Source organism: Phaeobacter sp. HF9A (assembly GCF_011806385.1).
Taxonomy (GTDB): Bacteria; Pseudomonadota; Alphaproteobacteria; order Rhodobacterales; family Rhodobacteraceae; genus Epibacterium.
In genome coordinates, this window is the sequence record NZ_JAATOX010000016.1 from 1 (window position 1) to 20,337 (window position 20,337).

Here is a 20,337-nt window from a genome sequence, read left to right on the forward strand (position 1 = left end):
CTTCATCGGAATCTCCTCGTTCATCCTGCCGAGAAAATTCTACTTCCGCATCCCCTTAAGATCGGGGGGGATTACCCGCCATAGAGTGGCACCTCTCCGATCTGAATTCTGTGGGCGTCAATTTCGATTGCACAGACTAGGGCGCTGATTTGCTTGATCGTGCGGCGGTCGGGGTTCGCATCACCGTATTGTCCTGTGCCAAACTCCTGTTCACAGCCCCAGCACAGCGGTGGGCGGTCTTGGTGCTGTGGAGACTGCCAGCGCGCAGGTCGTGCCTTTCTGCAGATAGCGCACCTGAAGGGTTCGGGTTTGTCGGGGTAGATAGGTCCGCCGCCGGATAGGCTCTCGTTTCAGAAGCTGGAAGACGCTCTCGGCCGCGGCGTTCTCATGGCAATTGCCGCGTCGGCTCATGCTGGACTCCAGATTGTGCGGGCTGAGGAACCTCTGCCATTCCCGGCGGGAGAACAGGTCGATGACGACACAGAGGTCCGTCCATGTGGCCGCCATCGGTCCGATGCCCATGCCGGACGCGAGCCCTGATGGGGCTTGATGAAGGTGATAGCGGTGAGCCAAACCTGATCGGGGGCGGATGCCTCGAACCGCTGCTCCGGCCTGGTCTCGGCCTGGATGGTTGGCTTGCCACCGGACCGGCCCGGACGACGCTTGTCGCCAACCTGCGCGCAGATGCCAGCAAGGGATGCCAAGCGGGCCACTCGGTTCTCAGAGATGCTCTCGCCCTGATCGCGCAAATCGTCCGTCCGTTTGCGAGAACCGTAGACCTTGCCGCTGTCAGCCCAGGCCTGCCGGATCAACTCGGTTTGCCGTTCATCCTCCTGCGCAGGGTGGCTTCACGGCTCCTTAAGCCATGCATAGAAGCCCGAGAAATGGACCCGCAGCACCCAGCACATGGCCCGAACGCCGAACTCGCCCTGATGCGCGGGGATAAAGACGTACTCCATTGGGACCCTCGCGCGAAGTACACCGTTGCCTTTCTTAGTATATCGCGCTCCTCGGTCACTCTGGCCAGCTCGCGCTTGAGACGCTGGTTCTCATCCTCATGGTCAACGCCCCGATTAGGGACCGGCGCCCCGAACAGCTTCATCCACTTGTAAAGGGCATGCGTCCTGACACCCAACCGGCGGGAAACCTCCCGAACCGGATACCTCCGCACCTTGATCTGATGCACTGCATCGCGCTTGAACGCGTCGCTGTAATTGCTTGTCCCCATGTTGGCCTCCTTGCCTCAAAGTTACGGCATTATGGAGCAAGCTCACCAAGTATGGTTAGGTTGCTATTCCACCTTTATTTCAAGGTCCATCGCAGCAAGGCATTGAAGTAGAAAGGCCGAACTAAAGCCGCCACGGCTTATCTTGTTCGCCACGCCCCCCGAACTCATATCGACACCTATTGCAGACAGGCGGGCCGTAAGCTGGTCTACGGTCACGCCCTTGGACCGCATGGCCTCTCTGACCATTTCTCGCGCCTTGTCTTCATATTCGACATTCACCGGACTTGACTTACGTGCAACCGGTTTGGGCGGCGCAGGCCTCTGCGCTCTATCAATCGTGTTCATGGGTCACCTTTTTTGGAATAACCATATTCAGTGAATATATGTGTTGACGCGGTTCCTGTCTACTGTCATATATGGCTAACCAAATAAGGTTAGTCTCATGTCACAACACTTCCTCCTCTCCCCAGCCGCCAAAACGCTTTCACTTGTGAAGGTAATGCGTATGTCTGAGGATGAAGCCCGCACCGCGTTTCGTCAAATCCGCTGGACAGAAACCGAAGGGGAGCCGATCTGCCCAGAGTGTGGTTGTGTTGATCACTATGACCTCAAAACGCGTCAGGTGTTCAAGTGCAAGGGCTGCGCAAAGCAGTACAGCATCACGTCCGGCACGGTCTTTCATGGCCGCAAGCTGCAAGTGCGGGACATTCTGGCGGCAATCGCGATTTTCATAAATGGCGCGAAAGGCTACAGCGCGTTGCAGTTGTCTCGCGATCTGGGTGTTGACTACAAAACCGCCTTCGTTTTGCTACACAAGGTACGCGAAAGCATAGAGACCGCGCGTAACGCAGGCGCGTTGTCTGGCGATGTTGAGGTCGATGGTGCCTACTTCGGTGGGTATGTGAAGCCCGCCAACGAAAAGAAGGATCGCAAGGACCGCCGCAAGAAGGTCCACCAGTCAGGCAAGCGCCAGAGCGTTATCGTTATGCGTGAGCGTGGCGGTCGCACACTTACCTATGTGACCAGTACCGAAGCCGAAGGCGCGGCTCTGGTGGCCGCTAACGTAGAGCGCGGCTCCACAGTACATGCAGACGAAGCATCGCACTGGGACAAGTTGGCGGGATACTTCCCAATAAAACGCATCAACCACCAAGAGGCGTATTCAAAGGAAGGTGCCTGCACCAACCAAGCGGAAAGCTTCTTTAGCCGCCTGCGTCGTGCCGAAGTTGGCACCCACCACCACATCGCAGGCAAGTACCTGCACGCCTACGCCGCTGAAATGGCATGGCGTGAGGATACCAACCGTCATGCCAACGGCACTCAGTTCACAATGGCCATCGGTGCGGTTACTGCCGCTCCTGTGTCTCGCCAGTGGGCTGGATATTGGCAGCGCCACACTGCGTAAAGGCGAGAGAAAAGCGCAGTGATTGGAGCAAGCGCAACACGCCGCAAGAGACTGGCAAATCACAAGCGTGCAAAGTGCGAGTGGTGAAAATGATGTTTCTGCAGCGTCACGACTTGCCGCATGTGTCTACATAGGGTAGAAACGAAAAAACCCACCGCCAATTATGGGGTGGGTGATTCGGAACCTAGGCTGTGCAGGCCTATGATGGTTCATAGGTTGTGAGGAATAAATGTCAGAATTCGTAGAAAACGTCAAGACGGCTTTAGCTGATTTACGCGCTTGGGCGCAGAAAAATCGCGATGCGGGACGCAGTGAATCCGCTGACAAGGTAGAGTCCCTCGCTGATCTTCTGGAGGGGGTACCGCAGGAGCTGATCAGGCTCTACGGACTCACTTCATCCCTTCCGGCTGAGCTTGGGAACATCCACGATCTGCCGCCAGAATTACAGGCTGAACTGTCGGTAGCCAAGACTGATGAGCTTGAGGACCAGTTGGTAACTGTTATCAAGGCTTACGGCGATCAAGCTTCCCTAGACCAAATCCTGGTCGGGCTTTTCCGAAAATTTCAGGTCACACAAAAGCGCCGGTTTCTGCAAAACAAGCTTTATCGAATGGAAACCATTTGGGGCGTCCCGGGCAAAAAGGGCGTTTATACCTCCACAGAGCCAACAACTCTTGCGGAAGAATTTGGTAAAGTCAGGGAGACCTTTGCAAACCCAAAGGGCGTGAAGCCGCCCCCAGACGACGAAGATTCAGAGATTCCCTTCTAGGGAGTTGAGCGGTTTTGCCGCTTACAATCGATTGCAACAAAGGAGGTTCGAGCAGTGGAACCCATATGACGACCACCCTGATCTAATCAGAACTGGTACTTCTGATTAGGTGAGCAGCCGCCATGAGGGCGTGCAGGGGGCGGAGTTTGCGCTTCGCCTCCATCCCTGAAACTGACCGGATTAGGACAGCATACACATGACAGATGATTCATTTGGGTCATTTAGTCAAGTCTGACGTCCGGTCGCAGCATCTCGAAAGGCAAAAGATGCACGACTGCAAGGTGACGCCCGCTATGGCGTCCGTAATCAAACTGGCACGCTCCCAACGCATCCCGTACTCGTGGATCACCGGGTATTATGTCGGCCTGAATTTTGGCCGCATTGCTGACGTGATGAAGGGGCGCTTACACCCCAAAGTCCCGCCAGCAGCGACACTCCCGCCAGACTTCCCCAAGTCGGTCTGAATACGGCAGAGGGCGGCTCACAGGCCGCCCTCTTTCAGTTCCCACAGCTTACACACCCCATCCATCCCCGCCTCAACGACCAGCCCATCTTTCTTGATGGTATTTATGGAAATCCCGATACGCTTGCGCAGCACGCGCAAGGTATCCGCATCGCCCTCTATCATTTGATCTATGACCCAAGCGTCCGCGATCTGCCGGGCCGACAGAGGGTCAGAGGCTTCCCTAAGCTGTGTTACGATAAATCGCTTCAAGTGGCCCTTGGGCGCTGTGTGGCGAGGTATGAACCCGTCATGGTAAGTAGTCGGTGGTTTGGCGTTTGGATTGAAAAGCGCAACGCAGGCATCAATGTGCTTGATGTTGATGCGCACCCGCTCTGCCTCTGCCGTGATTTTACCAAGCAGCTTCACTAGTTCTTTTCTTTTGGCTTTCAGCCCTGACACAGTGTTCGGACGTTCATATTCTGAGTTTTCCATACGGGCAGTATGGCTAACCATTTATGATTATGCAATAACCATATTTGGTGAGTTTGCTCCATAATGCCGCAAAGTTAAGGCGCAAAGCGTCTACAAATCTAGGGGCACCTACGGGGGCGGCTGATCCAGCTACCTCGCCTGAGAACGCAAATTGCGCAACAGAGTCTCTCATCGTGTGGAGCGCAGGCTAACTTCAAGACGTGGATACTTCAGGTGAATACGTCAGCAGTGAAATTTTCTTCAAAATCCCTCTGGACACTTCGATTCACAGCGCATAGAAGGCCTTCACCCAAGGCGGCAAGCCTTCCCGTGCCCGGGTAGCTCAGGGGTAGAGCAGTGGATTGAAAATCCTCGTGTCGGTGGTTCGATTCCGCCCCCGGGCACCATTTAAATACCTGAAAAATAAGCTACTTTTTATCATGCGATTAGGTCCTCTCGTCAGGGTTTGCCAGTTTCTTCTGCGGGTTTGACACTTTCGCCTTCATGGCGCGTCGTTTGTACTCCTCTTCCCAGACCTGCATCGTCTTCCGGTTCTTGCGGGCCAACGCGGCATTCTTGGAATAATGCAGCCCCATGACCTTCGAGTCCTGAGCCAGCAGATCAGAAATTTCACGTTCGTCCTGCCCTGCCTCCCTAAGCCATGTCGCCATCGTGTGCCGCAACCCTTTCGGAGTTAGGCCTGGCGCGGCCCTTCCATCCTGTTCGAGCTTTGTACGAAGCCGCTGCCAGGCGCTGGCGAAACCATCGTAGGTCCAAGGCGTACCTTTCGAGCTGGCGAGAAGTGTGGGCGCATCATGCGCAGGCACCCTCGCCAGTTCTGATATGAGGACGTTGCTGATCGGGATTGCCGGGCCAGTGCAAGCCGCGCCTGGGTCCCCACCGGATGGACTTTCTCGAACCGGGCGATTTCGTCCAACGTCCAGGAATGGAATCCGTCCGGGTTGCCCTTGAGGTATTCGACCTTTTCCGCCGGGTTGTCTTCGTGCAGATCATAGCGCAGGGCAAAACGGTAAAGCTGGCGCACGGCCTTCACCATTCCGTTGGCGGCCTCGGGACGGTCTGACATTTCGTCCCGGCGAATGCGGACATGCCTAGGCAAAAGAAGCGCGAAAGGTTTGTCCCCGTCGCCCTTGTGCTGGCAAAACCGCTCGAGGATCGCGCGACGGACCTTCTGGGTCCTGGGGTCCAATTCCTTGAACATCGCGCTCTTGTAATACTGGACGCAAAGCCAGCGAATGCTGCGCGGGACAACCTGCCCCGCCCCTTGCTCTTTCTTGGGGGCCTCGAGAGTCCAGGCGGCGGCTTTCTTGTAGTCCGCCAGGAACTCGGGCGATCCGGCCGGGCCGCGTAGCCTGACCTTCCGGCCGTGTCGCCGATAATACAGGCGGACATTGCCGTGTCTGTCGGTGTCCTCCACCACATATTTCAATCTGAATTTCATGGACTCCTCGTTCATCTACTCATCCCAAGGATTGTAGTCCGAGTCGTCACCACCTGGTAAAGCATCAAATAAACGGTCCAGGGACCTAACGTCCCACACGCGCCGCCCATCAATCTTTTTGGGCTTGGGCATACGCCCATCCGCCACCATGGCGTCGAACTTAGAGGCACCCACTCCGATGTAACCGGCCGCTTCGACACGCGACAGACCGCGCCGGGTGGGGAACGGCAGGGCACTTGTGTCATGTTTTGCGGCGGTTTGAAGCATGGGACCTCAGACGCGAAAGGTTGGAGGGATAGCCCGCCCCGGATCAGGCGTTGAAGGGGCGGGCTGCGCCGCTGCGGCGTGGTGCAGTCTTATGGCGTCTTAGCTTTTAGGTGGTCTGGGCATCCTGGATCGCCGCGAAGGAATCCGCGTGGCGGGTGGCAATGTCCCATTCGGAATGGGCCACCAGGCGGACGTTGCCCTTTGCGGCTTCCGTCACATCGTCCACGATCAGGTCGATTCCGCCCCACTGGCCGATCAGAAGATCAGTCCAGGCCCCGAAGATCATAGCCGACAGGTCGGTCCCGGTCCCCTTGGTGAGGTTGGACGGCACATTCCCCGAGAACCGGGCCTTGTAGCCGGCCAGGCGCAGGTCCTCGGCCAGGGCGGCCGCGTCCGGGTCCAGCATCATGGTATCGGTCGCGGAAATGCGCGGCGTGGACATGAGGTGGCCCTTGACTTTGAGGTTGGACAGAAAGCCCAGGGACATGGGATCGACGTTGGCCGACTCCACGGTGCTGACCAGCTCCATGAGCTTGGCCCAGGTGACGAAATCTCCATTCGTTCCCATCGCTACGTCACCGATACCGGCGAGGTTCAGAATGCCGGTGGGCTGGGGACCAACGCCGGTCCCGGCAATCGCTGCCTTGTCCAAGGCAACCGCGATCTGGGCGCGCAGGTCATTGGTGAGGATCTGGTCCACGGCGGGCAGGCTTTGCTTGAGCTGGCGGCGCGAAATCCGCGTATGCGCCGAAAGCTGGTGCATGGTCAGCGTCACCGCGTCGAAACCTGGCGACGATTCCGCCGCTTCGCCGTTTTCCGCGATCCACTCGGCGGAACACCCGGCCGTCTGGCGCGGGATCGACACGTTTTCGACCAGGCCCGGCAGAACCGTTGCGCCCAGCTCCATCACGCTAACTTGGTGTTTCAGAACCTCCACAAAGGCGTCGTGCATTTGCTGGGTGCCGATCAGCGACGGCGCGGTCCCGGTCGTGACCAGGGCGCGCCCGGCCAGGGCGGCGGTGGGAACGTATCTCCCCGACGCGCTACGGCCAAGCTGGCCTTGCAGCTCCTGGGAAACTTCCCGCTCGAAACCGGCCTGGGACCAGTCATTTGTGACCTGGGCGTGGGCGACACGGGACAGCGAATAGGACCGCTCGGCCGCCGGGATTGCAGGCAAGCCCATGCGGCCGCGCGTGACAGGTTGCGGGCTGTTGCTCGAGGACATGCCGTCCAGAATCGACCGCTGGAATGCGTCCACGGACAGACCGTCCGCAATCGCACTTTCCACGTCCTCGGCGGGCATGTTGAAGCTGCGGCCAAGGGCGGAGATTTCGGACGCGCGGCGGCGTTCGGTATTGACGGAGCTGGCCGCCGGGGCGGGCTGGTGCTGCGGCGTGTTGGGGGTGGGAGTCGTCATGTTTGAACCTTTCGGAATGTGAGGAATGGATGCGGAAGAACCGCCCGACAGCGACCGACCGACCCCGACCGTGGGGTCCGCCGGGACCGCGACGAGTGACACCTCGACCGCTTCCCATTTTGTGGCGCGCAGGACGGGATAGCCGTTCTGTTCGCCCGCTGGTTTCAACTCATGGACGGCGTAACCCACCGATACCGACTGCACTTCACCCGCCTTCACGCGGGTTAGCATTGAGTTGCCTTCTTTCGTGTCCGCAAGCCGCACAACCGCGCGGCCCCGGCGTCCCTCGATCCGGGCGGAAACAACCGTCCCGACCATCGAGTCCACGTCGCGCCGGTGATCCTTGAGGACCGGGGCCGATCCGCTGTTGAGCCGTGACAGGTCAACCTCGCCTGGATCATGCCCCAGAACCTCAAAGGCCGGTCCCATAGGGGTATCCCGAAGGACCGGAATTTCGCTCGAGAAGGACAGAAGGACCGTCCGGTCCCCGTCCTCCACTTTCACCTCGGCCGCAACCTGGGGGCCAAAGGCGGGATTGTTCAAATCTGCAAACCGCTGGTGTTTCATGGATCAGGCGTCCTTTTTGAGGGACGCCGCGCCCGCTTCGATATGGGCGGCCAGCTCGGCAATCGCGCCCGGACAGAACCCGAACAACGGCGCGCCCTCTTGTTCGGCGGCGGCCGTAAAATGCCCCAGCCGGGATTCGCTGTCACTGACCACGCCCCGCGCCCCGCGACGGTCAAGGCGGTAAACCACCAGCGCCCCTGGGCCGCGCGTCAGAGCAGCGTCAACCTTGTCCGGCGCGTCCCGCAACAGGTCCAGGGCGGCGTGTTTCTCGAGGCCCGCGCCGTGGATTTCACGCGTCAGCACGGCAAGGCAGGCGGCCACGACATGCGCGCGGCCGAGCTGGGCGGTAGCGATCGGGTTTTCGGTGGCGGTTTTGGCGTTCATGGAAAGGGTTCCTTTGGGGTTCGGGATCGGCGGGGAAGGGAGACGGCGCAGCCGTCAATTCAATTCCAACAAACCTGTGAGGAAGGCTTGGGCGGCTGGTGTTTTGCTCCACCGAATGCCATGTTGCCGTTGGATTTGACTTTGCGGACACCACATGCCGCCAGTGCATTGGCCAAGTTTACCGCGTTGCTGTTTGCATCCCCTTGGTGGTGTGGGCGCGCCGCCGCCTGCCAATCGGAAAGCCAAGCGTGAAAGACGCGCTGAAACTCGAGGCTGGACATGCGCGCAGAAGGATCGCGGATTGTGAATTCGGCCAGAAACGCAGGAACGGGATCGGTTATCGCGGATGATGCGTCACCAGTCGCGGCGTAACCCGCGCCCGGGTGCTGGACGGCCGCAACCGGATCGGCCTCCAAGCCGTCCCGCATTTGCTGGATCAGCTCGGAGAGGTTCACCAGGCAGAGAGGCGCGCATCCACTTTCGTGAAAGTCCAGCCACTCCATGATCTGAAGCGCTGTCAGGTCGCACCCAGGAACGAACGCGATAGCGTCCTGTGCATCTACGAGGGCGGTAACGCGGCGCTTACTCCCGACGTACTAAACATATGAACGTCGGCTTTATCGGAGTTCGGGCCGTCGATCCGGGGCTGTATAAGCAGGCTCCTCGCAAAGGCAAGCGCGCAACCGCACTGTGCAAAGTTCGCGAGCACTGGGTCCTGCGCCTAGGTGGGGAAATCGTAGTCGATCACGATTTTCCATATAGCACGATTGACGTCCTGGAGCGCGTCTATGGCATTTTCGATGCTGGTGATGGCTTGCTCGTCGACCTCTTCGGTCTGGCCGATCTTGAGCTTGTCCTTGCGATCCGCGATCCGCATCAGGATTGTGCGGGCGGTTCCTGCATCCTTGTCGAAGGAATAGATGCAGTGGCTGTAGCGATTGCGCAGCGCCGATTGGCGCATCATGTCGCGCGTCGCTGTGAGGACCCGTTCCCGCAGGGCCGGGTCCACCCGCTCCAGCTTGACCAGACGCTCCACCAGTTCGACCCGCGCACGCGTGGTGTTGAGCGTCAGGAAAATTACCAGCGCGGCCTCTGTATCGGTGCCGCCGAGGCCTGCAATGAGATGGATAAGCAGGCTCTCGGTGTTGGTCCAAGTATAGTTCAGCCGCCCCACCAGCATCAAAAGCTGGGAAAAATGCGGGTCGCCCTCGCCGGGGGTCACGCCAGACTTTGTCCCCGGCCCAGAAATACCCCTGCGGCTTCGGTCCGGTTACGCACTCCGAGTTTCTTGATGATATGATGCATGTGCAGCTTCACCGTATGTTCCGAGAGCTGGAGATCCACCGCGATCAGCTTGTTCTGCTTGCCGCTGGCGACCAATTCCAGAACCTCGCGTTCGCGGGGGGTCAATTGCGTGGTGGTCATGTTTGCGTGACTTTTGCGTTGGGCCGCGACGACGCTGCCTTGCCGTGTGAGAAACACCTGAGGCACGCAACATTGCCCGAGAAACAGCAGCCGGAGCATGTAGGTCCAGCAGTCATATTGCAGGTTCATTGGCAGGATCCCAAAGCGGTCTGGATCATTGTGGGAGGTGATCTGCTCAAGAAAGCGCAGCGCCAGGGTGTCATCGAGATAGGCCAGGGCGATATGATCCGCCGGGCATTGTTTCAGACTCTCCAAGCCTTCGCTGTCGGCATCGCTGAAGGCTTCCTGTTCGATGAGGGCCAGTTTGATCGGCCTCGGCGCGCAGGAGGTCAACGCTTCGACCGTCTCGACCCGGATGATATCAGTTCCTGGAAATTCTAGTTTAATCAACTCTTCGCATTTTGTTGAAACGGTCAAACCGTTTCCGATAATCGCAATACTAACAGTGGTCATTTGGAAGCCCCCAACTCGCACAAAAATCCTGGTCAACCTTTGACCGGCGCCCGGATGACAATCTTCCGGGCGATCACAAATTAAGCTATTCAGGCTATTCCCCTCGCTGAAATATTAACACTTTATTAAGCATTTCAGCAAGTTTGGATGTTGGAATTATTAATTTCTAAAATTGAAATTAATGCTAAGAATTTGTTATTGTTTATAATATCCGGCGTGTGAGTGTTTTTCAGCTTTGACATCTGTTCAACTGTCTGCGTTGCTCCCGCTTGATTGACATCACCCCGTGGTTGTGACAGCGCGGATGTAGGAAGAGGTGTATAGAATCACCTTTCGAATCAGGAAAAGATTTAGTCCCTCTGACCGTACCAGCAGGAATTTGATGAAGAATCAGCCCCTTGCTGGAAACAGGATTGGTTGATCCATCTGCTAGCTGGCTCGGTTCCTGTCCCTGCTTCAGTCTGAGAGTGCGCCCCACAGGGTGCCCGGATCGAACCCCTCATTATTTTTCAGGTCGATCCGGCAAGATGACGAGACCGAGGGTCTCGCCAGAACCATCAAACGCCCGAATTTTAGTCGCTTTATAGATGACACGCGGCAGATCGGGCCTTCAGACAGAAGGAATTTGTATCATGTCAGGTGGAAGAAATCCTCTTAACTTCTTTGCGCAGCTTCAGGGGCAGGGTCAGGACCAGCTCCAGGGGCAAGCCGAAGCTCAGGGTCAGGGACAAGGCCAGGACCAAGGTCAGGGTCAGGGTCAGGAACAATCGCAATCCAGCGAGAACCTGAACATGAATGGCAACGGGAACCTGAACGGGAACCTGAGCATGAACGGCAACGGGAACGCCAACGGCAATTGGAACACCAATAGCGACAGCGACACCAACGCGAACAGCAATGCCAACAGCAACACGGATCGCAACTCCAACAGCAACAGCAATACTGACACCAACACCAATACCTCCAACAGCACGCATACCACCGATACGACGGTGGATGTGAAGGTGGACATCGGGCTTGAGGGCTATATGCCCGACGATGGTGATTTTGCCGATGTCGACATCTCTGGCGGTGCCAGCGTGGGCGATGTGCTGATGGCGCAGGGCGATCTGCACTATGATATCGGCGATGATCTCAACGTTGAGAATGTGCTCAACAATGCGCTCAACGGCGAGGGTAACGACGTGGCAACCATCAATGTGATGGGCAACCACCTCAATGACAATGACACCCTGCACGACCCGGATGTGACCAACTCCGGCGGCACGTTCCAGAACAGCGGGAATGCATCCGGCGGGTCGGCGACCTCCGATGATGGGATCAACTCCGATGGCGGTTCGGGTTCTGCCGGTGGCGGTGCGACCTCGGCCGGTGGCGAAGGTCTTGGCGCGGCCTTTGGTGGCTGGGCTGACGGCGGCGAAACCGATGGCGGCGCTGGTGGCAACAACAGCGGCACGACCACTGCAGGTGACGGCGGCGATGCCGGGTCTCTGGCGGCCAATATCGGTGCAGGTGTCGGCCTTGCGGGCAGCGGCGCTGCTGCGGGGGCTGCTGCTGCGGAAGGCGGGCTTGACCTCGGTCTGCTCGATTTCCTCGAAGGCGGTGATGCGGCCACTGCGATCGCGGCTGCCGGGTCTGCGGCCCAGGCTGGCGGCATTGGTATCGCGGGCGGCGCTTATTCCGGTGCGATGGCTGGCGATGGCGGTCACGCCGGGACCTCTGGCATGGGCGGCTTTGGTGGCAGTGCCTTTAACGGCGGCACATCCGTTGGCCCAGCCAGCGCCTTCTCCACGGGTGGTGCTTCGGGCGACGCCTATGGCGGTGACGGCGGCGAAGGCGGCAGCGGTGGCGTCTGGGGTTCGCACAATGGCGATGACGGTTTCGTCAATGGGGCTTCCTCTGCCTCGGCCGATGCGATCCTCGACACCACGGCGTTCAACCAGTCCATCACCATGGGCGCCAACGTGCTGGGCAACACGGTCGATATGACCACTGTCGGCAACGACCTGACCTCCTCCTACGCACTGATCGGCGAAGACGACGCCTAAACGATCAACACTGCGGTAATCCCACCGCAGAGAAACCTGACATGCGCGGCTCCCGCGCATGTCTCTTATCTCGCCAGATTTGGTGGCAGAGAGTGGTATTGTTCCAATGTTACTCGATAAAACAACAGAAACGATTTCATATTTTATCGGTCTTTTTCAGCTTGTTACGGAAACAGCGCGCGGACGACTGGAGTACGATAGTTTCAAATCCTTTCAGCAGGCGTCAAAGCTTGATCCCCTGCTGTTGCCGGGCTCCCACCGTACGGTCAGCTTTGGCCCGGAGGGGCATGATCCGGCGGTAAGCGACCCGCAATCCTTTGTGCAAAAGGCGGCGATGGCCCCGCTGGTGGCGCCCAATATGCCGCCGCATTTGGCGCAACAGATCCTGCCTCCTGCGGTTGCGGAGCCTGCGCCGCAGGCGGTGGTCTGGGCGGCCGCACAGGACGCGCCACCGGTGCATATTCGGGAGCTGCCGCCACCCGGTGGCACCATGCATGTCACCTGGCAGGAAAACCGGCTGTCAGATTGCGACACGCTGCATCTCGACCCGGAGATCAGCGCCGCCTGGGGGGCGATGCAGGCTGAGGGAATGCTGGCGCTCAAGGCGGCAGTTGCGGGGCTTCAGATCCTGGACCTACAGAATGGCGCCGCATTTCTGGACATGACCGCCGCCGAGACCAAGCTGCTGACACAGGATCTTGCCGAGCGCTTTGACGGAACGGCGGACGCGAGGCCGGGGGCCAGCGTCTATCTGGCGACAGGCACGGCGACGCAGCAGATCACGGTGAACGGGGTCGCGGTGGAGGAAATGCCCGATTGGACCGAGGTGCTGCCGGATGTGCCGCAGCTTTCTGATTGGCAGGTGCAAGGCGTCACCACGCAGGGTATCGCGCATCCCGGCACCTCTCATGCGGGAGGCGCTGTCGTGGGCGTGGCTGACCACGAGGGGGCGTCTCCCGACGAGGCGGGCACCGACGCAGAGGCCGCGGACATCGGGGCGGCGCATGTGCTGATCACCGGCGGCAATCTGGCGATCAATTCCATGGCGGAAGGCACAGGAGGTGTCGACGCGCCGGTGATCGGCGTGGCGGGCGACGTGGTCAGCCTTGATGTCATCAGTCAGATCAACGTGTTGGGTGGGACCGCTGCCGGCACAGCGGGCAGTAGCCTGCTCCAGAACAGCGCCGCCTTTTCGGGGCTGCCTTTGCTGGCGGGGCAGGAGGGCGCGGATCAGACCTCTGGCCCGAGCAGCGCTGGCGCGGGGCCGCTGCCCGGTCTCTTGGCGCTGTCCACCCTAGACGGGGATCTGGTCAACTTCAGCTGGACCCGGCAAATCAACGCCGGTGTCGATGACGACGCGGTGCAGATCACCACCTCCGCGACACAGAGCTGGATCGACCTTGGCGGCAATACGCTTCTGAATGTGGACTCCCTGTTTGGTCAGGCGATGGGCTTCGACCTCATCCTTGTCGGCGGCAATATGATCTCGCAATATATTGTCGAGCAGATCAATGTGCTGATGGACTGGGATAGTATCCTGGAGGGCAGCCCGGATGGGCTGAACGCAGATCTGTTCTCGGCACAGGACATGGTCAGCGGAGCGGGAGAGACCTCTGATAGCACCGCTGGCAATGCGCTGATCAACTCGGCCTCGATCACCCATACGGCGCTTGATCACTTCCACACGCTGACGGCGGAGTTCCAATCGGTGCTTGGCAGCTTTGCGGAGGGCGCCCCCGATGTGTTGCCCCTGATCGGCAGCGGCGCGCTGCAATCGCAGCCCGTGCTCAGCATTCTCTATATCACCGGCGATCTGATTGATGTGCATCTGTTGAGCCAGGTCAACAGCCTGTCCGACAGCGATCTTGTGCTCGGCGCGACGGAAGACGCGCCCGCGACAGAGATCCACAGCGGGCTGAACGCGTTGGTGAACGACGCGCAGATGATCGACATCGGCATGGCCTCGAATGTGTTTGCAGGCGGCGAGGTCTACTCCGACGCCGTGCTCCACCAGGCCAATCTGATCAGCGAGGACGCGCCGCCCTGGGATGTGTTTCTGGCACCCGGCGGGATCGACGGTTTGGCCAGCGAGGCGGTGGCCTTCCTGGCTGACGACATGATGTCACCCGCCAGCAGTGCAGCGGATCTGGCAACCGGGGACAACTCAATAGCACAGGACGGGCCCATCCACGTGGATGTGATGCAAACCATGCTCGCCTGAGAACAACAGGGGACGAACGGGGGGAAACGTGAAAGTATTCAGAAACAGCGGCGCAGCCGAAGCCAAGGTCTGCGCGTCATTGCCCGAAATGCAAGAGTGGCAGGCCAAGGCCATGTCCTCGTTGAGCAAGTCGAGGGAAACCGGGCCACTTCAGCCTGAGGAAGAGACCCCATCCCCGGATGATATTCCGATGCCGCTGAAACTGCGTGCGTCATGGAAGCTCAAGGAAGAGGCCAGGGCCAGGGCGCAGGATGCGGCCGCAAGGCAAGCCTCGGATGAAGGCGCCAACCTTGCCGGTACCAAACACGCCGCAGCGCGCGTGGACCCATCCGCCCCGTCACAGCAGGATACGCCCGAGACACCGCTGTCGCAGGAGCCGCCCAAGACCGAGCTGCCCAAGACTGAGCCGCCCAAGACTGAGGCCCGCAAGACAGAGGAGAGCCGCACATCAGAGGAGGCGCGGATGGACCCGATGGTCAAAGGGCTCGGCACCCCTCCCATCGAGGCGCGCAACACCGCGACCAGCCCCACCACCCGCAGCGGGGGACCGCAACCGCCAAGCGGCGGTGGCACCGGGAACGGCGGAGGCGGCAATGGCAATGGCAATACCCGTTTCCACCGGCGGCTCGGGCCGCAGAATTTCGAAAAAAGCCTGCGCGAGGGGGTGGCCGCGGTCCGTCGCAATATGGGTTTCGTGATGCTGATGACCTGCGCCACCAATATTCTGGTTTTGGCGATCCCGATCTACCTGTTTCAGATTTCCGACCGGGTGCTGACGAGCCGGTCCGTGGATACGCTGATCATGCTGACCATGGTGATCGCCGGCGCGGTGATCCTGCAATCGCTCTTTGACGCTGTGCGCCGCTTCATGTTGATGCGCACCGCAGTCGAGGTGGCCGCCCGCCTTGGCGCGCCGATCCTGAGCGCCGCGGCGCATGCTTCGCTGCATAGCAATGGGCGCGAATATCAGGCGTTGGGGGATCTGCAACAGGTGCGCAGTTTCCTGACCTCCGGCACGTTGATGGCCTTTCTCGACGTGCCCTTTGCGCCCATCTTCTTGCTGGCTATCTTTCTCGTACATCCCCACCTGGGGTTTATCGTCGTGACAACCGCAATTGTTCTGTTGGTGATTGCCCTGGTCAATCAACGGTTTACGGCGAAGCCCTTCGCGCAGGCCAATCAGGCCCAGTCCCGGGCCAACCTGCATCTCGACTCCATGACCCGCAACAGCCAGATCATCAACGCCTTGGCGATGATCCCCGAAGCGGTGACCATCTGGGGGCGGGATACCGCAGCCTCACTCACGGCTCAGGTCTGCGCGCAGGATCGCAATGTTATTTCCGCGACATTTTCGCGCGGCGTGCGGTTGCTGACCCAGGTGGGGATGCTCGGTTGGGGGGCCTATCTGGCCATCGAGGGCGAGATCACCGGCGGTATGGTGATTGCCGCCTCGATCATCGCAGGCCGGGCCCTGGCACCGGTCGAGGGGGCGATCGAGGGCTGGAATGCCTTTTTGCTGTCCCGCGCCGCCTACGGGCGGATCGCGCATCTCCTGACCCGATCCGGGTTTCAGTTCGAGCGGCTGTGGCTGCCGCAGCCCGAAGGCCGGCTGGATGTGGAGCGGCTGCTCTATGTGCCGGGCGGCACCAAGCAGGTTGTGCTCAATGCGCTCAGCTTCTCGCTGGATCCGGGCGACACGCTGGCGGTTATCGGCAATTCCGGTGCGGGGAAAACCACGCTGGGCAAGATGCTGGTGGGGTCGATCATGCCGACTTCGGGCAATGTGCGGCTGGATCTGATGGATCTGCGCAACTGGGATCCGCGCCAGCTGGGCGAGAACATCGGCTATCTGCCGCAGGACGTGCAGCTGTTTCCCGGCTCAATCAAGGACAACATCGCCCGGATGCGCATGGACGCCACCGACGAGCAAATCCACCGCGCCGCGATGCTGGCGGATGTGCACGATATGATCGCCTCGCTGCCGCAGGGCTATGAAACCATGGTTTCCGCCGATGGCTCGCCGTTGTCAGGCGGCCAGAAACAGCGTGTCGCCCTGGCGCGGGCCTTCTTTGGTGATCCGCGCCTCTTGGTGCTGGACGAGCCGAACTCCAACCTCGATGTGGCGGGCGACAAGGCGCTGGCGCGGGCGATCGACCACGCCCGGCGCAACAAAATCACGGTGGTGGTGATCACCCAGAAACCCACTCTGCTAAGCGCGGTGGACAAGATCATGCTGCTGGCCGGTGGTAATGTCGCAATGATCGGTGCACGCGATACCATATTGAAACAACTTGCAAATCATCAGCAAGGCCAGGCGCCGGGAGCCACTGGCGGCCCGACACCCAACGGGGGGACGCTGACATGACCGACGGTGTGAATATCCAGGACTGGCATCACGCGGTGCCGCGCTCGATCCGCAAACAGGCGATCTTTGGTATTTCGCTGATGATCATCGCCTTTGGCGGCTTCGGAGCCTGGGCGTTTCGCGCGCCCCTGGCCGCAGCGGTGATCTCGCAAGGCTCGTTTGTGGCCACCGGGCGCAACAAGATCGTGCAGCATCTGGAGGGCGGTATCATCGCCAAGATCCTGATTTCCGAAGGCGATCACGTCGAGGAGGGCGACGAGCTGCTGCTGTTGAATCACACGGCAGCGCAGGCCGATCTGCGAGAGCTGGAGCTGCGTCGCGCCCGCCTGGAGGCCGCCGAGGCGCGGGTGCGGGCCGAGTTCAACGCCGACAATGAGGTCCACTTCCTGCCAAGCCTGATACGGATGGCGCAGGAAAATGATGAAGTGGCCGACCTTCTTACGGATCAGCGATTGACCTTTGCCTCGGCGCGTCACTTGCAGGAGAGCGAGCTGGCGATCCTGATCAACGGCAAGGAGTCGCTTGAGATCCGCAGCGGCGGCTATGAGGCGCAGCTGGAGGCCTATCTGGAGCGGGCCGTCAGCCTCGACGAGGAGCTGGCCGACAAGCAAAAGCTGCTGGAGGATGGCCTGATCCGGCGGCCCGAGTATAACTCGGTGCACCGGGCGGTGTTGGAAACCAAAGGCCATGTCGCCCGGATCAAAGCGGAAATAGCCGAGATTGAGCGTGCCCGGCAGAAGTTCGAGCTGGAAATTGACAAGCTGCGTTCGGATCAGCGCCAGGACGCGCTGGACGAGTTGCAGGCGATCCAGGCCGAGCTTGACTCGATCCGGGAGCAATCCCGCAAGGCGCAGGACGTGTTGTCCCGCTCCAGCGTCGTGGCTCCGGTCAGCGGCACCGTGGTGCGGCTCCATTATCACAGCGCCGGTGGCGTGATCGAGAGCGGCAAACCCATCGCAGAGATCCTGCCCGCCGATGCGCCCCTGCTGGTCGAAACACTGGTGCCGCGCACCGATATCGACAGTATTTCCGTGGGTCAGGACACGATTATCCGGCTCTCGGCGCTCAACCAGCGGACCACCCCGGTGTTGATCGGACAGGTGCGCTATGTCTCGGCGGATGCGATCACCGACACGTCAAATGGCGTCCCGCGCGAGGTCTATGTGGCCCATATCGCGCTATCACCAGAAGAGTACCACCGCGCCACCGATTTTGTACCGGTGCCGGGCATGCCTGCCGAGGTGATGATCCAAACCCAGGAACGGACGTTCTTTCAATATCTGATCAAACCGGTGCGCGACAGCATGTCCCGGGCCTTCCGCGAGCAATAAAAAAAGGGGGGGAGGGGGCGCAACCCCTCTCCCCCCGGTGATCGCGGACCCGGGCGGCGGCGTCACTGGCGCAATGGCAGACCCATCCTGGAATACATCGCGCTATAGATCGGCGCGACGCTATTGCCGAGGGTCAAATTGTCGGTGGTGAAGGGAAACCACGGTCCGGTCTGGTTGCCGGTGGTCGACCACATTTCGCCACCTGGATCCATGCGAAAGCGGGTGCAGGTCTTTACCGCCTTTTGTTCGACGCCAAAATCCTGACGCCAGACCCAGTCGGCCTCGTAGCACATGCGCCCGCTGCTGGTGGCATACCACTTGCCATAGCCAAGGCTTTGCTCGGCGGTATTGACGGAATAGAACACGCCATCGGGCGCCCAGAATGCATAGGAGCCGCCGCCCCAATCGGCGCTATGGCCGGCAAACACTCTGTAGACAAATTCGGGCGAGAGCGGCTGAGACCCGCCCGTTACCAACATGCCTGCGCGGGCCTTGGTGACCATTGCGGACGGGTTGGCAATGCCGACAATCGCCACAAGCGAGACAGCCATAATCTGACTTGAAATACTCATTAACATTCCTCCAAACCTGCGCCTGTATAGGTGAGTGTTGGAACGCACTATTGATGGCTGCGCGGCGGCACCCCCATGCCATTGCCGCGGCAGAACCTGCTCCGTTCTGCATCAATTTTCCCTGGGCCCGCCCATGGGACATCCGGCCGGAAAAAGGGCCAGTTTGTCAGCCTGTGCTGTCTAGAAAGACTGCCATAAATACACAATCAAGGCAACTCTAACAGTTTGAAAACACTGTAATTGCCTCGATTAATATCGGGGTGATCAACGTAGGGCCGACAGCCGTGGTCCGCGTTCGGACAGCGCCTTGAGATAGGCCGCACCGATTGGCGTGGGGGTCAGGCGATCATCGACCAGATTGATCTGCGGCACCCGGCCCTGCCAGCTGTAGGGATTGGCGGCAAACCAGGCGTAGCGCTCCACGAAGGGCAGGCGGTCCAGCATGCGAATGGCGTCTTTCGCAAAGCGTGCATTGGCCGCATAGCGGGCCTGCTGCGGTCGGCGCCAGTCGATATAGGCGAATTCGGTGACCCAGATCGGACGGCGGTAGGTCTGATGGCCCTCGGTCAGCCAGCGGCGAAAGGCGTCGATGTCGCCATCGCTGGAGTAATAATGCACCGCCATAAAATCCACCCGCAGGCCGCGCGCCTCGGCCTGTGTCATGAAACGATGCTGCCAGGATTTTGGCCCCAGCGTTTGCGCCTGGGTGGTGGCCGGACTGCCAAGCCGCAACCCGCGCGCCTCCAGCCTGGGCCAGAGTTTTATGGCGCGTTCAACACTAAGGGCGGATTGATGGCTGCCGCTCTGGCCGTCCGGTTCGTTGAACCCCAGCAAGGCCCGCGCCCGACCGTCCATATTGATCGGGTCATTCACATTTTCTGCGCCATGGATCATCGGCACAAATTCAACGGCCCGTTTTTGCCGGGTCGGAGTCCAGAGCTGATCCATGCGCCAGTTATAGTACCAACCGAGCCCGGGCTGTGACTCTATCCAGCCGAGCATGGAATAATCCGCGTTTTCCCAGGCCCCGACGCCAGCGTGCTGCGCATGCAGCGGCCGGCTGCTTAGGAGGAGGGCGAGACCAAGACAGAGCAGCCAAAGCCCTTGGGTCAGGAGTTCCTTCCCCCAAGCCACAGACGCCACCCGGCATTCATCGACACTGCGCAAATTTCTCACGTCCCGTTCCGACGGCAACCGATCTGGGCTCAGTTGGCGTGACAGCGCGAGCGCTGTCCAAAACCAGCCGCCGAGCAAACATAGCTGCCGGATCCGATGCGGCGGGCGCTGCGGATGGTCTGGTTGGTCTTGACTGTCGGTTTGCGCAGCAGGTTCAGATCGCCCTTGGGCAGGCGAATTTGTTGCTGTGATCGGGTGGGTTGATCCCCAGATCCGGCCTGCGCCGGAACCGGCGCGGTTGCGACAAAAAGGGAAAGGAGAAGAGCCGCCAGCGGCAAAAAGGTCGCCGTCAGGCGCGGTCCGGCGAAGAACCTCGCGATAATCGTCATGT

General features: G+C 60.0%; 18 protein-coding genes, 1 tRNA gene and 1 pseudogene. 7 read left to right on the forward strand and 13 right to left on the reverse strand.

Going from position 1 to position 20,337, the window contains the following annotated elements:
- Nucleotides 1-407 precede the first annotated feature (407 nt).
- From HCZ87_RS21265 to HCZ87_RS04795, 3 genes and pseudogenes are all read right to left on the reverse strand, one after another.
- Nucleotides 408-821 (reverse strand): annotated as a pseudogene (locus tag HCZ87_RS21265) (IS3 family transposase); the annotation flags it as partial.
- Nucleotides 809-1,228, reverse strand: coding sequence for a transposase (locus HCZ87_RS21270; RefSeq protein WP_167642631.1), 420 nt, complete (start codon nucleotides 1,226-1,228; stop codon nucleotides 809-811). The pseudogene HCZ87_RS21265 and the gene HCZ87_RS21270, both read right to left, overlap by 13 nt.
- Before the next feature lie 63 nt (nucleotides 1,229-1,291).
- Nucleotides 1,292-1,573, reverse strand: a complete 282-nt coding sequence (locus tag HCZ87_RS04795; RefSeq protein ID WP_167642632.1) for a DUF6471 domain-containing protein — start codon at nucleotides 1,571-1,573, stop codon at nucleotides 1,292-1,294.
- Between the two features lie 97 nt (nucleotides 1,574-1,670).
- Between HCZ87_RS04795 and HCZ87_RS04800 the strand changes: the two genes are divergently transcribed.
- Both HCZ87_RS04800 and HCZ87_RS04805 read left to right on the forward strand, forming a co-directional pair.
- On the forward strand, nucleotides 1,671-2,633 hold the full coding sequence (locus tag HCZ87_RS04800; protein WP_167642633.1) for an IS1595 family transposase: 963 nt from the start codon (nucleotides 1,671-1,673) through the stop codon (nucleotides 2,631-2,633).
- Nucleotides 2,634-2,862: 229 nt separating this feature from the next.
- Complete coding sequence (locus tag HCZ87_RS04805) at nucleotides 2,863-3,402, forward strand: hypothetical protein (RefSeq protein WP_167642634.1); 540 nt, start codon at nucleotides 2,863-2,865, stop codon at nucleotides 3,400-3,402.
- A gap of 481 nt (nucleotides 3,403-3,883) precedes the next feature.
- On the opposite strand, the gene HCZ87_RS04810 is transcribed toward HCZ87_RS04805, so the two are convergent.
- Nucleotides 3,884-4,273 carry a hypothetical protein gene (locus HCZ87_RS04810; RefSeq protein WP_167642635.1) on the reverse strand — a complete coding sequence of 130 codons (390 nt, stop codon included), beginning with the start codon at nucleotides 4,271-4,273 and terminating at the stop codon, nucleotides 3,884-3,886.
- A gap of 377 nt (nucleotides 4,274-4,650) precedes the next feature.
- Here HCZ87_RS04810 and HCZ87_RS04815 point away from each other — a divergent pair.
- Nucleotides 4,651-4,725 (forward strand) — tRNA-Phe (locus tag HCZ87_RS04815).
- 39 nt (nucleotides 4,726-4,764) lie between these two features.
- Here HCZ87_RS04815 and HCZ87_RS04820 read toward each other — a convergent pair.
- From HCZ87_RS04820 to HCZ87_RS20955, 6 genes are all read right to left on the reverse strand, one after another.
- The gene (locus tag HCZ87_RS04820) at nucleotides 4,765-5,145 is read right to left on the reverse strand and encodes a tyrosine-type recombinase/integrase (protein ID WP_167642636.1); all 381 of its coding nucleotides are present in this window, start codon (nucleotides 5,143-5,145) and stop codon (nucleotides 4,765-4,767) included.
- A gap of 1,008 nt (nucleotides 5,146-6,153) precedes the next feature.
- The gene (locus HCZ87_RS04835) at nucleotides 6,154-8,031 is read right to left on the reverse strand and encodes a phage major capsid protein (protein WP_167642638.1); all 1,878 of its coding nucleotides are present in this window, start codon (nucleotides 8,029-8,031) and stop codon (nucleotides 6,154-6,156) included.
- A gap of 3 nt (nucleotides 8,032-8,034) precedes the next feature.
- Nucleotides 8,035-8,415, reverse strand: a complete 381-nt coding sequence (locus HCZ87_RS04840; protein WP_167642639.1) for a hypothetical protein — start codon at nucleotides 8,413-8,415, stop codon at nucleotides 8,035-8,037.
- Between the two features lie 59 nt (nucleotides 8,416-8,474).
- Nucleotides 8,475-8,918 carry a hypothetical protein gene (locus tag HCZ87_RS04845; protein ID WP_167642640.1) on the reverse strand — a complete coding sequence of 148 codons (444 nt, stop codon included), beginning with the start codon at nucleotides 8,916-8,918 and terminating at the stop codon, nucleotides 8,475-8,477.
- Between the two features lie 218 nt (nucleotides 8,919-9,136).
- Nucleotides 9,137-9,637, reverse strand: a complete 501-nt coding sequence (locus HCZ87_RS04850; protein WP_368484084.1) for a hypothetical protein — start codon at nucleotides 9,635-9,637, stop codon at nucleotides 9,137-9,139.
- Complete coding sequence (locus HCZ87_RS20955) at nucleotides 9,634-10,329, reverse strand: LuxR C-terminal-related transcriptional regulator (protein ID WP_167642641.1); 696 nt, start codon at nucleotides 10,327-10,329, stop codon at nucleotides 9,634-9,636. The genes HCZ87_RS04850 and HCZ87_RS20955 overlap by 4 nt, the downstream gene beginning before the upstream one ends.
- A 596-nt stretch (nucleotides 10,330-10,925) precedes the next feature.
- Here HCZ87_RS20955 and HCZ87_RS04860 point away from each other — a divergent pair.
- The 4 genes from HCZ87_RS04860 to HCZ87_RS04875 all read left to right on the forward strand — a co-directional run bounded on the left by HCZ87_RS04860 (nucleotide 10,926) and on the right by HCZ87_RS04875 (nucleotide 18,258).
- Nucleotides 10,926-12,341, forward strand: coding sequence for a hypothetical protein (locus HCZ87_RS04860; RefSeq protein WP_167642642.1), 1,416 nt, complete (start codon nucleotides 10,926-10,928; stop codon nucleotides 12,339-12,341).
- Nucleotides 12,342-12,585: 244 nt separating this feature from the next.
- Complete coding sequence (locus HCZ87_RS04865; protein WP_167642643.1) at nucleotides 12,586-14,562, forward strand: hypothetical protein; 1,977 nt, start codon at nucleotides 12,586-12,588, stop codon at nucleotides 14,560-14,562.
- Between the two features lie 463 nt (nucleotides 14,563-15,025).
- Entirely contained in the window at nucleotides 15,026-16,927 is a 1,902-nt protein-coding gene (locus tag HCZ87_RS04870) for a type I secretion system permease/ATPase (RefSeq protein WP_254868525.1), read from the forward strand.
- Nucleotides 16,924-18,258, forward strand: coding sequence for an HlyD family type I secretion periplasmic adaptor subunit (locus tag HCZ87_RS04875; RefSeq protein ID WP_167642644.1), 1,335 nt, complete (start codon nucleotides 16,924-16,926; stop codon nucleotides 18,256-18,258). The genes HCZ87_RS04870 and HCZ87_RS04875 overlap by 4 nt, the downstream gene beginning before the upstream one ends.
- A 62-nt stretch (nucleotides 18,259-18,320) precedes the next feature.
- Here the strand turns inward: HCZ87_RS04875 and HCZ87_RS04880 are convergent, their stop codons facing one another.
- The 3 genes from HCZ87_RS04880 to HCZ87_RS04890 form a co-directional block, all read right to left on the reverse strand.
- Nucleotides 18,321-18,830 (reverse strand): DUF995 domain-containing protein, encoded by a 510-nt coding sequence (locus tag HCZ87_RS04880; RefSeq protein ID WP_167642645.1) that lies wholly within the window; start codon nucleotides 18,828-18,830, stop codon nucleotides 18,321-18,323.
- 264 nt (nucleotides 18,831-19,094) lie between these two features.
- Nucleotides 19,095-20,006 (reverse strand): glycosyl hydrolase, encoded by a 912-nt coding sequence (locus HCZ87_RS04885; RefSeq protein ID WP_368484085.1) that lies wholly within the window; start codon nucleotides 20,004-20,006, stop codon nucleotides 19,095-19,097.
- A gap of 29 nt (nucleotides 20,007-20,035) precedes the next feature.
- Nucleotides 20,036-20,335, reverse strand: coding sequence for a hypothetical protein (locus HCZ87_RS04890; protein ID WP_167642646.1), 300 nt, complete (start codon nucleotides 20,333-20,335; stop codon nucleotides 20,036-20,038).
- Nucleotides 20,336-20,337 lie beyond the last annotated feature (2 nt).